The organism is Draconibacterium sp. IB214405, from assembly GCF_033963885.1.
GTDB lineage: Bacteria > Bacteroidota > Bacteroidia > Bacteroidales > Prolixibacteraceae > Draconibacterium.
Window position 1 is genome coordinate 827,840 of record NZ_JAXBMA010000002.1, and the last position, 13,326, is coordinate 841,165.

Here is a 13,326-nt window from a genome sequence, read left to right on the forward strand (position 1 = left end):
AAACGTAAAAATAGAAATATTAGCATTATTTTGCATTTTATAGCACTTTAGTATACACCATATTTATATTTTTGTGCAGCCAAGTAGATTTGAAACGCAGAAAACATTTTGTATAAAATAATCATCACATATTTATTCCTGGTTCTTCCTTTTTTGATTTTTGCTCAGGAACCTGAAATCAGTATAGCTCCGCAGCAGCAATTTGCTGATACCACTTTTTCGCAATTTACCGTTGCACCGGATACTGTTTTAACCGACAATGTGGCCATGGATTCGATGGTAGGTGTAAAAGAGGAAAAGGCGGTAATTGATGAGCCGATTGATTACACTGCAAAAGATTCGATGATCGTTTCTTTGGATGGGCAAAAGGTATATTTATATAACGAAGCGAAAGTTACCTACCAGAATATTGAGCTCGAAGCTTACTACATTGAGCTGGATTTAGAAACCAAAGAGATTTATGCGGAAGGCACGCTCGATTCAGTTGGCGAAATGACCCAAAAGCCGCTGTTTAAACAAGGTTCGGAAGAATACGAGTCGGAAACGATGCGTTACAATTTCGAGACCGAAAAAGCATTTATTACAAAAGTGGTGTCGGCGCAGGGCGAAGGTTTTATTCACAGCGACCGTACCAAAAAAATTGGCGAAGAGGTTTTTATTACCAAAGACGCCAAGTATACCACCTGCGATGCCGATCATCCGCACTTTTACCTGCACCTTACCAAAGCAAAGGTAATTTCGAACGAAAAGATTATTACCGGTCCGGCGTACATGGTTTTAGAAGATTTTCCGATTTATTTCCCGATACTTCCGTTTGGCTATTTTCCGAATTCGCCTAGTTATTCATCGGGTATTTTAATCCCAACTTATGGTGAAGAACAAAACCGTGGATTCTTTCTGCGCGACGGAGGATATTACTGGGCAGCAAGCCAGTATTTTGATTTGGCCGTTCAGGGCGATATTTATTCGCGGGGTTCGTGGGGAACAAGGATAAAGACCAACTATAAAAAACGATATAAGTTTAGCGGGAATTTTGGTTTTGATTATGCCATTAATAAATATGGCGAACAGGGATTGGATACCTATTCCAAATCAAAACAATACAAAATTATGTGGTCGCACACGCAGGACAGCAAAGCCAATCCAAATCAGACTTTCTCGGCCAGCGTAAACATGTCGTCGAGTGGTTACGATAAGCAGAATGCATACGATATGAATGAGTACCTGACCACAACAAAGTCGTCGAGTATTTCGTATTCGCGTAAGTTTGAGAATACGCCATTTAATATGTCGATGAACCTGCGTCATTCGCAAAATACCAAAGACAGCACCATGTCGTTGTCGTTGCCCGAAATGACGTTTAGTATGGCCAAGATTTATCCGTTCAGAAAAAAGAACCGGAGCGGAAAAATTAAGTTCTACGAAAAATTTGGTATTAACTATACCGGTAACTTAAAAAACTCGATATCGGCAAAAGAAGACGAGATTTTTCAAAGCTCGTTTGCTACCGACTGGAAAAACGGTATAAAACACAATATACCTATCTCGTTTCCAAGTTTTAATCTTTTTAATCATGTCAATTTTAGTCCGGGGATCAGTTACAACGAAAAGTGGTATTTCAAAAAGTACAATTACAATTATGAAGCCGGTGGCGAATATACCGGAAATCCTTCAGCTATTCCGGATAATGTTAGAATTGATACGATTACCGGCTTAAATCGTGTTTACGATTATGCCTATAGTATTAGTGCATCTACCAACATTTACGGAACGTATCAGCCGCTTAATCCTAACTCGAAAATTAAAGCAATACGCCATAAAATGACTCCATCGGTATCGTTTAGTTATAAACCCGATTTTGGAGCCGAGCATTACGGATACTGGCAGGAAGTTCAGATTGATGAAGACGGGAATACCGGTTATTATGATACCAACCTGGGTGGAATTTATGGCGGATCACCAGGACGGGGTGAGACCGGAGCCATTTCGTTCTCCCTGAACAATAACCTGGAAATGAAAAAGCTGGATACACGCGATTCGACCAAAACCGATGAAGAGCAAAAATATAAGAAGGTAAAAATTATTGACAACCTGAGTATCGCATCATCATATAATCTTATTGCCGACTCGTTGAACCTGTCTCCATTTAGTATCAGGGCGCGTACAACAGTTGCCGGAGTTAGCATTAATATGGGAACTACGCTTGATCCGTATATGCTTGATGAGAACTACCGCAAGATTCATAAATACACCTGGAACGAACGAAATGGAATTGGAAAACTAGGGCGTGTAACTCGTGCAAACCTTTCGTTTGGAATGAATTTTAACTCGAAAGACAAGAAAGACGAAGACAATAAAAAGGGTGGAGAAACAGAAGGAACATCGGTACCCGGGATGCCTGAAAAAACCTTACCGGCCATTTACGACGAGTATATTGATTTTAGTATTCCATGGGATTTTGGTTTCGATTATAGCCTTAACTATACCGGAGCAACCAGTGCTTATCCGAACGGTCGTGTAACTCAAACTTTAGGTTTACGAGGCAATGTAAGTATTACCGAAAAGTGGAAATTAAGTGCGATGACTAACTTCGATATCCAGGAACAAGAATTTGCATTAACGTCTTTCCGCCTTAACCGCGACCTCCACTGCTGGAACATGTCGTTTAACTTTGTGCCTTTTGGATATCGAAAAAGCTACAGCTTTACCATCAGCGCTTCTTCGTCAATGCTTTCTGATTTGAAGATCCAGAAACAGCAAAGTCACTACGACAATTTTAGCTTCTAATTATTGTCGATTACATCTTCCTGCATTTCAATGCTAAATTCGTTTTAAAGTACAATATGCCTTTTCTTTTATCTTGAAGATTGGGACATATTCTTGTATCTTCACGCAAAAAATATACAAAGATGAAACGAATAATATCAACTAAAAATGCACCTGCTGCAATTGGCCCTTACAGCCAGGCTGTAGAAGTTAATGGAACACTTTATATATCTGGTCAGGTGCCACTCGATCCGGCAACAATGAAAATTGTAGAAGGTGGAATTACCGAGCAAACGGAGCAGGTAATGAAGAACATTGGCGCGATTTTAACCGAAGCCGGTTATTCTTTTACCGATGTTGTAAAATCAACTTGTTTATTAATCGATATGGCCTATTTTAAAGCAATGAACGAAGTTTACGGTAAATACTACAGCGAGAATCCGCCTGCAAGAGCTGCATTTGCAGTAAAAGAGTTGCCATTGAGTGTAATGGTTGAAATTGAAACAATTGCCGTAAAATAAGCTTGTAGTATGAGTAACGAGATTCGCCTCAAAACACTTGAGGAGAAAGACTTGAGTCTGATTAAGGATATTTATAATTATTACATAGCTAATTCAACTGCAACCTTTCATACCGGTTCGGTAAGCGAGGACGATTTAAACGGAATTTTACCCATTGGTGATAAACGGTTTCAGTCGTTTCTGATTGAATACAACTCCGAACTTGCCGGGTATTGTTACCTGGGGCGTTATAAACCACGTGCTGCTTACGATCGTACCGCAGAAGTTACTATTTACCTGAAACCTGAATATTTTGGAAAAGGAATTGGCCGTGAGGTGTTGCAACTCCTGGAACAAAAAGCTTTGGAAGTTGGAATTGTAGTATTGATGGGAATTATTACCGCCGAAAACGAAGCCAGCGTAAAGTTATTCGAACGAATGGGCTACGAAAAGTGCGGACATTTTAAACAGGTAGGAGAGAAGTTTGGTCGAATACTCGATGTTGTTGCTTATCAGAAGCTACTAGATCAATAACTTTATTGTCTACGACTTTCATTGATAACGCGCTTAGCGGATTGAACCGCTTAGCGCAGAGTGATAAATTCGAATAGTGCAATTCGTGTAATTAGCGCTCAATTACCACAAAATAAAAAGGGTTTCCATTTGGAAACCCTTTTACCGTTTTTAGTATTGTGTATGCAAAAATATCCTTATTCCGCAACAACTTCAAATTCAATCTCAACCACAACTTCTTTGTGCAGTTTGATTTTAGCTGTATGTGTACCAACTTCTTTGATGCTGTCTTCAGGAATAGTGATCTGTTTGCGGTCGATCTCAAATCCTTTTTTGTTGATCGCTTCAGCCAATTGGATGGTGTTAACCGAACCAAAGATTTTGCCTGAAGTACTCGTTTTAGCACCAATAGAAATTTTCTTGGCAACAATTTGCTCAGCAATTTTAGTAGCTTCTTCTTTCAATTTAGCTTCTTTGTGAGCACGTTGTCTGATGTTCTCAGCCAAAACTTTTTTGGCCGACTCGGTAGCAACAATTGCTTGTTTAGTAGGAATCAGAAAGTTACGTGCGTAACCACCTTTTACTTCAACAATATCGTCTTTGCTTCCTAAACGCTCTACGTCTTGTAATAATATAATTTCCATTTCAAGTCCTCCTCTTATTTCATCATGTCGGTTACAAATGGTAACAATGCAACCTGGCGGGCACGTTTAACGGCTTGGCCAACTTTGCGCTGATACTTTAACGAAGTTCCGGTGATACGACGAGGTAAAATTTTACCTTGCTCGTTCAGGAATTTCTTCAAAAACTCAGGGTCTTTGTAATCAACATATTTGATTCCGTTTTTCTTGAAACGGCAATATTTTTTCTTTTTGATTTCTACTGACGGTGGAGTCAGGTATCTGATTTCACTTCCTTGTGCCATGGTTTAATCCTCCTTTTTTTCTGATTTTGCTTTCTGAAGTTTTCTTCTCTTCTCGCTATATGCAACAGCATATTTGTCGAGTTTTACAGTCATGAAGCGGATAACGCGCTCGTCGCGACGGAAATCAGTCTCCATTTTTGTAATGAATGCAGGATCGGCTTTGAACTCAAATAAGTGATAAAAGCCAGTAGATTTCTTTTGAATTGGGTAAGCCAGTTTTTTCATGCCCCAATCTTCTTCGTGGATCATTTCACCTCCATTTTCGGTGATGAGATCCTTGAATTTTGTTACCGCTTCCTTTACCTGTGGCTCAGATAAAACGGGAGTACAAATGAAAACGGTTTCGTACTGATTCAACATAATCATCTAATTTTTAAATTATTAAATATAAATATCCAAAATTTTGGACGCGCAAAAATAGAAATAAATTGTTATTTATCAAATAGTTTGATGGTTTTTTGTCAGTCCGATCGTGTGATATAGGTTGTCGCTGCAAATATAATGTCATTTCGACGAAGAATGAGGAGAAATATGATTCAAATGACCAGAGATTTCTCAGTCGTTTCTCTCCTTCGAAATGACAGCTTAGATGAAGCAAAGATAGGTTTCTGCAATAAAAAAGAGATTGACTAAAGAGTAGCAATTTACCTTGAGTCAATCTCTTACTATTTTATCTATCCAGATTTATCTTCAATCTTAATCAATCTGAATTTCAATCTACATCAATCTCCACTACAGCGGAATATTTCCGTGCTTCTTAGGCGGATTCGATTTCCGTTTGTTCTGTGTCATCTCAAGTGCATCGATAACTTTTTTACGTGTATCGCGCGGATTAATAATCTCGTCGATATAACCCAAAGATGCTGCTTTGTACGGATTTGCAAACTTATCGCGGTAGTCCTGTACTTTGGCGGCTTTCTCTTCATCGGTCATTTTTTCACGATGAATGATATTAATTGCTCCTTCAGGTCCCATAACCGCAATTTCTGCTGTTGGATAAGCCAAATTAACATCGGCACCAATGTGCTTGCTCGACATAACGTCGTAAGCGCCACCATAAGCTTTTCTGGTAATAACAGTAACTTTCGGAACTGTGGCCTCCGCAAACGCATAAAGCAGTTTGGCACCGTGTTTGATAATTCCGCCAAATTCCTGTCCGGTTCCGGGTAAGAATCCCGGCACATCAACAAAGGTTACCAATGGTAGATTAAACGCATCGCAGAAACGTACAAAACGAGCTGCTTTTACTGATGAGTTAATGTCCAATACTCCGGCCAAGTGTCCCGGTTGATTGGCAACAACTCCTACCGGTCTGCCGGCAAAACGGGCAAAACCTACTATCATGTTCTGCGCGTATTGTGGTTGCACCTCCAGAAAATGTTTGTTATCGATCACATTCTGGATGATATCGTGCATATCGTACGGCTTGTTCGGATCGGCCGGGACAATCTCCTGCAATTCTTCTGTGATTCTATCTGAAGGATCGATGGTTGCTTTTACCGGAGGATCTTCGAGGTTGTTTGATGGCAGAAAGCTTAACAGCTCACGAACCATCATAATTGTTTGTTCTTCGTCGTTTCCGGTAAAATGCGCCACACCACTTTTTGTACTATGTGTAGTTGCGCCACCTAATTCTTCCTTGCTTACATCTTCGTGAGTAACTGTTTTTATTACTTCCGGACCGGTTACAAACATGTGACTTTTTTCGTTCACCATAAAAATAAAGTCGGTGAGGGCAGGAGAGTAAACCGCTCCGCCGGCACATGGACCGAGAATGGCCGAGATTTGAGGAATTACGCCGGATGAAATAACATTGTTATAAAAAATGTCGGCATAACCGGCCAAACTTTCAACACCTTCCTGAATTCGGGCACCACCAGAATCGTTTAATCCAACCACCGGAGCTCCCATTTTAAGTGCCAGTTCCTGAATCTTTACAATTTTATCGGCATTTGCACGGCTTAATGAGCCGCCAAATACAGTAAAATCCTGGGCAAAAACATATACCAGTCTGCCATTTACTTTGCCATAACCCGAAATCAAACCGTCACCCAAAACTTTATTGGCTTCCATACCAAAATCGTAGTTACGGTGCGTCATCAGTTTGTCAATTTCTGTAAAAGTTCCCGGGTCGAGTAACTGAAGAATACGCTCACGCGCCGTTTTTTTACCGGCAGCGTGTTGCTTTTCAATTCGTTCTTTACCACCACCTAACTCTGCCTGGGCATTTAGTTCCTCAAGCTGTTCGTATTTTGCTTTTAAATCCATTTGTTTGCTTTTAGTCCAATTCAATCAATACCTGGTTGCTGTCAACGGTATCCTGGTTTGATACATTTACTTTTTTTACTGTTCCGTCTTTTGGGGCCTTGTATTCACTCTCCATTTTCATGGCAGAAATGATAATAACAGTGTCGCCTTCACGTACCACATCGCCTACTTCAACCAACACTTTAACAACCTTGCCCGGCATAGGCGATGAGATTTTATTATCAGCCTGTCCGGCGCCGTTCGCATTTCTGTTTTGCAGGTATCGTGCCTCGGCATCAACTACTTCCACATCGAAATTATCGTATAAGGTATATGCGGTATATTTTTTAGGCGTTGCGTCGGGAACCAGCTCGATGTTATACGAATGTCCTCCTTCGAGAATTGAGAACGTTCCGTCGGCAGTGTGCATCAGATCTACATTATAAACTTTTCCGTCAACTTCAATTTCAAGAATATTGCCGTCTTGTTTTAACAGGTTAACCCAGGCAACTCTGTCGCCAATTTTAATTTCAACAGCCATAATTTTTGTTTAAAAATGATTTACGTACGAGATTTTTTTCCAGCGGCTTTGTGCCGGAGTGAACTCTTTTGTTGTTGCCGTTGCATTGCCTAACTTGTCGAGATAGTCAATAAATGCAGCAATTATTACCATGTCTTCAGGATTGTCTTTCGCACTTTTAGAAAGTAACTGCTCCTGGTTCTTCTCAATAAAATGGGTGTCGTAATTTCCTGCAATGAAATTTTCATTGTTCATTACACGTTCCAACATTTTTATCGAAGTTTTTACCCCGGTAATTTTGTATTCGTAAAGCGCCCTGCGCATTCGGGCAATGGCTTCATCTCTTGTTTTTCCCCAAACGATCAATTTCGATATCATCGGGTCGTAATAGATTGGAATTTCATAACCCTCGTAAACGTAACCATCAGTACGCACTCCCAGGCCAAGTGGTGCTGAAATTTTATAAACTTTACCGGCACTAGGCATAAAGTTGTTGTCCGGATCTTCGGCATACACCCTGCATTCAATAGCGTGACCTTTTTGCTTAAGATCAGTTTGCCCAAATTCCAGTCCACGACCTTCGGCAACATAAATCTGTTGTTTTACCAAATCGATGCCTGTAACACGTTCTGTAATTGGGTGTTCCACCTGCAAACGTGTATTCATTTCAAGGAAATAGTAATTCAGATCGTTGTCCACCAAAAACTCGATGGTTCCGGCACCTACATAATTTACTGCTTTTGCAGCTTCAACCGCTGATTTTCCCATTTCGTCGCGGAGTTCCTGCGTCATTAACGGCGAAGGAGTTTCCTCAATCATTTTTTGGTGACGGCGCTGAACGGAGCATTCACGCTCGAAAAGGTGAACGGTATTTCCATGCTGGTCGGCCAAAATCTGAAACTCAATGTGGTGCGGCGAAGTGATGTACTTTTCAATATAAACAGCATCGTCGCCAAAGGCCGATTTAGCTTCAGAGCGTGCTGCACGAACTGCAGATACCACTTCCGATTCGTTCTTTACCAAACGCATCCCTTTACCACCACCACCGGCTGATGCTTTTATCATTACCGGAAGGCCAATGGTTTTTATCACTTCCAAAGCTTCATCTTCCGATTTAATCTCACCATCGGTTCCCGGAACAACCGGAATTCCTGCTGCGGTCATTGCATCACGCGCCTGAATTTTATCACCCATTTGGACAATTACTTCAGGAGAAGGACCAATAAAAATGATACCTTCATCGGTACAACGTCGTGCAAATGCAGCATTTTCCGATAAGAATCCGTAACCCGGATGGATGGCATCGGCGCCACTTGCCTTGGCAATTTCTATAATTTTGTCAACGTTTAGGTAACTCTCGCTCGAAGGAGCTTTGCCTACATAATACGCTTCATGGGCATAACGCACATGTAACGATGTTCTGTCAGCTTCAGAGTAAATGGCAACTGTTTCAATGTCAAGTTCCCGGCAGGTACGCATAACCCGAATGGCAATTTCGCCCCGGTTTGCGATCAGAATCTTTTTGATTTTATTCATAAAATAGGAAATCAATATAAGTTTAAGTCATCTTAATTTCTGCAAATAATAACTCTGTTATTTAAAAATTGTTTACGCGTAGCTGAATTAGGCCTGAAGTTAGTCGTAGATCAAAATGAATGAATCGCTTATTTGTTAATAAATCTAAAAAAGTGCGTATTAAATCGCTTTTGGGAAGTTGGAATTTGAATTACAAAAGCATTGAGTCTAAAATTATATTTTTTATGATAAGCGTTTTTTTATTTTATGATATTGTTTATTTTTGATCGAATTTAATACCAATCATGCTGTCTAAAATAACGCTAACCTTTCTATTTATTACCTCCTTGGTGTTTGTAGTTCGAGCACAGGATTATGATTATACCCTGTCGGATGATTCGTTGGTGAATCATTATGCCAGCATGAAAAGGGTGTATTATGCCACACGGACATCGATGGCTCCGAAGATTGACGGGAAATTGGATGACGAGTGTTGGCAGAAGATTGGAACATGGGACGGAGATTTTATTCAACAGCAGCCACATCAGGCTATAGCACCGTCGCAGGAAACCGAGATTAAAATTCTTTACGACGATAAGTACCTCTATTTTGCCATTGTCGCACATGATAACGAACCTGAAGAAATGGATCCAATACTTGGGCGGCGCGACGAACTAAACGGCGACATTGCCGGTATTGCACTGGATTCGTACCAGGATAAACAAACTGCATTTGAATTTAACCTTACCTCTGCAGGGCAAAAAGTTGATTTGATGCACATGGGCGAATACGGTTGGGATTTTAACTGGAATGCTGTTTGGGATGGAAAAACATCGCTTGGCGATTCGGCCTGGTATGCCGAAATGCGGGTGCCATTTACCCAGATACGTTTTGCCAACGTAGACGAACACGTTTGGGGAATGCACATTTGGCGCTATGTCTATCGTTTGAGTGAAGAAAGCCAATGGAAGCTAATTCCGGTTGATGCCCCGGCAATGGTGTATATTTTTGGCGAATTGCGCGGAATAGAAAACATTCCATACAAACGTAATTTTGAAATAATGCCATATGCCAGCAGTCAGTATTTTCCGAACTCGGATGATAAAACAAATCTTGGATTCGGCGTAGATGGTAAGATTGGTGTTTCTTCGAATTTTACACTCGATTATACTTTTAATCCTGATTTTGGGCAGGTTGAGGCAGATCCTTCAGAACTGAACCTGACATCGTATGAAGTATTTTACGACGAAAAACGACCATTCTTTTTAGAAGGTAACAGTATTTTGGAATATAACTCCGGTCACGATATGCTTTTCTATTCGCGTCGAATAGGTCATGCGCCAAGTTACGAACCCTATTACGATGAATACGAAAGTTTCGAGATGCCTGAGAACACCTCAATTATCAATGCATTAAAACTTACCGGAAAAAATAAAAAGGGTTTTTCGCTGGGGCTGGTAAACAGTATGACTGCCCGGGAAACAGCTACCATAAAAACCGCAGACGAAACTATTAAGGAAGCTGTTGAGCCTTTTTCCAATTATTCGATTGCCCGTGTGAAACAGGATTTTAATGAAGGAAGTACGGTTTTAGGTGGAATTGTTACTTCATCGATTCGGAATATTAAAGACGAAAATCTTGAATTTTTAACCGATAATTCACTTGTTGGTGGTTTGGATTTTGAACACAACTGGAAGAACCGCAAATATTACGTTGCTGCAAAAGGATTTACTTCCCGAATAAGCGGGAGCGAGGAGTCGATTGCACGATTGCAACGAAATTCGCGTCATTATTTTCAGCGTGAAGATGCGAGCTACCTCGAATATGATCCGACCAGAACCAGTTTAAGTGGTTGGGGAGGAGAACTGGCCGGTGGTAAACGAAGCGGAAAACTAAGAATTACAGGAGATGTAGAATGGCGTTCGCCGGGTGTCGATTTAAATGATGTTGGTTACCTGCGTCAGGCCGATTATATCGACCAGAATGCAAGGATACAATACCTTGTAAATAAACCAAAAGGACTGTTGTTAAACTACTCGTTCCGCTTGGCACAAGGTCATAACTGGACCTTTAACGGAGACAACCTGAGGGATAATTTTAGTTTTACCACAGCCTTACGATTTAAGAATTACTGGCGCTTTAATCTGGCAGTGTATAAATATTTAAACGAAATTGATACGAGGCGTTTACGTGGTGGACCATCTTTACGAATTGACAACCGAAATCGTTTGGCGGCTTCTGTTCAAACGAATGCGCAGCGCGACTTTTTTGTTGGATTTATGACCGATTTCTCACGATCGGCCGATGATATTACACTCGAAAACAGCTATAATTTTCAAATGGATTGGCGAATAAGTACCCGTTTTATGCTCTCGTCGAGTTCTACTTTTGTAAACGAGCAGGATAATAGCCAGTATTTACGCCGTTCGAGTGTTAATGGCAATTCCGAATATGTGGTAGGAAATCTCGATCGCAAAACTTTCTATACCACGTTTAGAGCGGAGTATTTTATCACTCCCGAGTTGTCGCTGCAATATTATGGAAGTCCTTATGTTTCTTCAGGGAAATATGTTGACTACCGTCGAGTAAACGACTCGAAAGCCAAGGATTTAAATCAACGCTTTGAGTTTTTATCGCGCGACGGAAATTACTTAACAGACAACGATGGCAATGTGTATCATGATTTTTCATCGTACGATTTTGATTTCAATTTTCAGGAATTCAGATCGAATTTTGTAGCGCGCTGGGAATATAAAACCGGATCGACGTTTTATTTTGTCTGGAGTCATAATCGCAGTGCGTATCAGGAAGCTTATAATTCTTCATTACTCGATAGTTTCAAAGACATTCGTAAAATCAGTGCCGAAAATGCTTTTATGATTAAGTTTAGCTACTGGTTCTCGTTGTAATCCAACCCACAAGCGGTTGTTATTCCTCCTTTTCTGACTTCGTTAATTTGCACAAATAAAAAAGTATCTTTGGCGCGTGAAATTTCAAGACTATATTCCATTTTACAGACGTAACCTGACTCTGGCACTACCAATTGTTTTGTCGCAAATTGGGCAGGTAACTGTTTCGCTTGCCGATAATATGATGGTGGGGCATGTTGGTACAACCGAGTTGGCTGCGGCCTCGTTCGCCAACAGCATATTTGTGATTGGGATGGTTTTTGGAATGGGTATTACCATGGGACTTACTCCTCTGGTTGGAAGAGCCTACGGACAAAACGAACTTCATAAAGCAATTAAATGGCTAAAAAATGGTGTGTTCACACACTTTATTGCATCATCTGTTTTAATGGTTTTAATGTTCGGTATTTATTTCTTCCTTCCTTATATGGGGCAACCCGAAAATGTATTACACCTGGCACGGCCATACTTTCTTTTACTTTGTAGTTCGTATTTGCCATTTATGTTTTTCTTCTCGTTAAAACAGTTTTTCGAAGGGATTGGGAACACAAAAATTGCCATGCAGATTACGCTAACCGCCAATGTGATTAATATTCTGGTAAACTACGTTCTAATATTTGGAAAATTTGGTTTCCCTCAAATGGGGCTAATGGGGGCTGGAATCGGAACGCTTATTTCGCGCATTTGTATGCCGTTGTTATTTGCCTGGTTTATTCTGCGGAACAACCGTTACCGGCGATATTTCGTTTTTGCACACCATCAATCTATTTTAAAGGAGAATATTAAAGCCTTGCTTCGGATGGGAATACCAATCGGTTTTCAGCTAATTGTTGAGGTTGCAGCGTTTGCAATAGGTGCTGTAATGATGGGCTGGTTGGGAGAAACGCCACTGGCTGCACACCAGATCGCACTTGGGCTGGCAACTTTATCGTATATGGTAGCATTGGGTATATCGCAAGCCAACACCATTCGGGTAAGTCATCAAATGGGGGAGAAAGACTACACTTCGTTAAAAAGAGCTGTATATGCTTCAACTCATCTGGTTTTAGGAATTATGTCGTTATCAGTATTGACATTTATACTTGCACGAAAGTGGTTGCCTTACCTGTTCACTACCGATCCGGAGGTAATAGCAGTTGCGGCTGGTTTGCTGATTATTGCGGCTGTATTTCAGTTATTCGACGGTTTACAGGTGGTTATGCAAAGTTCGCTGCGAGGAATGGCCGATGTAGCCAAACCAATGCTGATATCTTTTATTGCCTATCTTTTTATAAGTATTCCAACAAGTTATGTTTTGGCTTTTCTTTTTGACATTGGCCCTCAGGGAATATGGCTGGGCTATCTGGTTGGCTTGGGAACTGCCGGAATATTATTCTATTTCCGTTTTAAACGTTTGCTGAAAAAATTAGTCTGATTAAAAGTACGGACAAA

The 13,326-nt window shown here is 40.6% G+C and carries 11 protein-coding genes; 5 read left to right on the forward strand and 6 right to left on the reverse strand.

What is annotated here, in order from left to right; translation table 11 throughout:
• Positions 1–108: 108 nt before the first annotated feature.
• The 3 genes from SLH46_RS09615 to SLH46_RS09625 all read left to right on the forward strand — a co-directional run bounded on the left by SLH46_RS09615 (position 109) and on the right by SLH46_RS09625 (position 3,800).
• On the forward strand, positions 109–2,787 hold the full coding sequence (locus SLH46_RS09615) for a putative LPS assembly protein LptD (RefSeq protein WP_320280965.1): 2,679 nt from the start codon (positions 109–111) through the stop codon (positions 2,785–2,787).
• 122 nt (positions 2,788–2,909) lie between these two features.
• Positions 2,910–3,287, forward strand: coding sequence for a RidA family protein (locus SLH46_RS09620; protein WP_320280966.1), 378 nt, complete (start codon positions 2,910–2,912; stop codon positions 3,285–3,287).
• A gap of 9 nt (positions 3,288–3,296) precedes the next feature.
• Entirely contained in the window at positions 3,297–3,800 is a 504-nt protein-coding gene (locus SLH46_RS09625) for a GNAT family N-acetyltransferase (RefSeq protein ID WP_320280967.1), read from the forward strand.
• 176 nt (positions 3,801–3,976) lie between these two features.
• Here SLH46_RS09625 and rplI read toward each other — a convergent pair whose 3' ends face one another.
• From rplI to accC, 6 genes are all read right to left on the reverse strand, one after another.
• On the reverse strand, positions 3,977–4,423 hold the full coding sequence (rplI, locus tag SLH46_RS09630) for a 50S ribosomal protein L9 (RefSeq protein WP_320280968.1): 447 nt from the start codon (positions 4,421–4,423) through the stop codon (positions 3,977–3,979).
• A gap of 14 nt (positions 4,424–4,437) precedes the next feature.
• Entirely contained in the window at positions 4,438–4,704 is a 267-nt protein-coding gene (gene rpsR, locus SLH46_RS09635) for a 30S ribosomal protein S18 (RefSeq protein WP_038561673.1), read from the reverse strand.
• A gap of 3 nt (positions 4,705–4,707) precedes the next feature.
• Positions 4,708–5,064 (reverse strand): 30S ribosomal protein S6, encoded by a 357-nt coding sequence (rpsF, locus tag SLH46_RS09640; RefSeq protein WP_320280969.1) that lies wholly within the window; start codon positions 5,062–5,064, stop codon positions 4,708–4,710.
• Between the two features lie 372 nt (positions 5,065–5,436).
• Positions 5,437–6,972, reverse strand: coding sequence for an acyl-CoA carboxylase subunit beta (locus SLH46_RS09645; RefSeq protein ID WP_320280970.1), 1,536 nt, complete (start codon positions 6,970–6,972; stop codon positions 5,437–5,439).
• 10 nt (positions 6,973–6,982) lie between these two features.
• On the reverse strand, positions 6,983–7,492 hold the full coding sequence (locus tag SLH46_RS09650) for a biotin/lipoyl-containing protein (protein ID WP_320280971.1): 510 nt from the start codon (positions 7,490–7,492) through the stop codon (positions 6,983–6,985).
• A 9-nt stretch (positions 7,493–7,501) separates the two neighbouring features.
• Positions 7,502–9,007 carry an acetyl-CoA carboxylase biotin carboxylase subunit gene (gene accC / locus SLH46_RS09655; protein ID WP_320280972.1) on the reverse strand — a complete coding sequence of 502 codons (1,506 nt, stop codon included), beginning with the start codon at positions 9,005–9,007 and terminating at the stop codon, positions 7,502–7,504.
• Positions 9,008–9,291: 284 nt separating this feature from the next.
• On the opposite strand from accC, the gene SLH46_RS09660 reads away from it, so the two are divergent.
• Both SLH46_RS09660 and SLH46_RS09665 read left to right on the forward strand, forming a co-directional pair.
• Complete coding sequence (locus tag SLH46_RS09660; protein WP_320280973.1) at positions 9,292–11,895, forward strand: DUF5916 domain-containing protein; 2,604 nt, start codon at positions 9,292–9,294, stop codon at positions 11,893–11,895.
• A 76-nt stretch (positions 11,896–11,971) separates the two neighbouring features.
• Positions 11,972–13,309 (forward strand): MATE family efflux transporter, encoded by a 1,338-nt coding sequence (locus tag SLH46_RS09665; protein ID WP_320280974.1) that lies wholly within the window; start codon positions 11,972–11,974, stop codon positions 13,307–13,309.
• Positions 13,310–13,326: the final 17 nt, after the last annotated feature.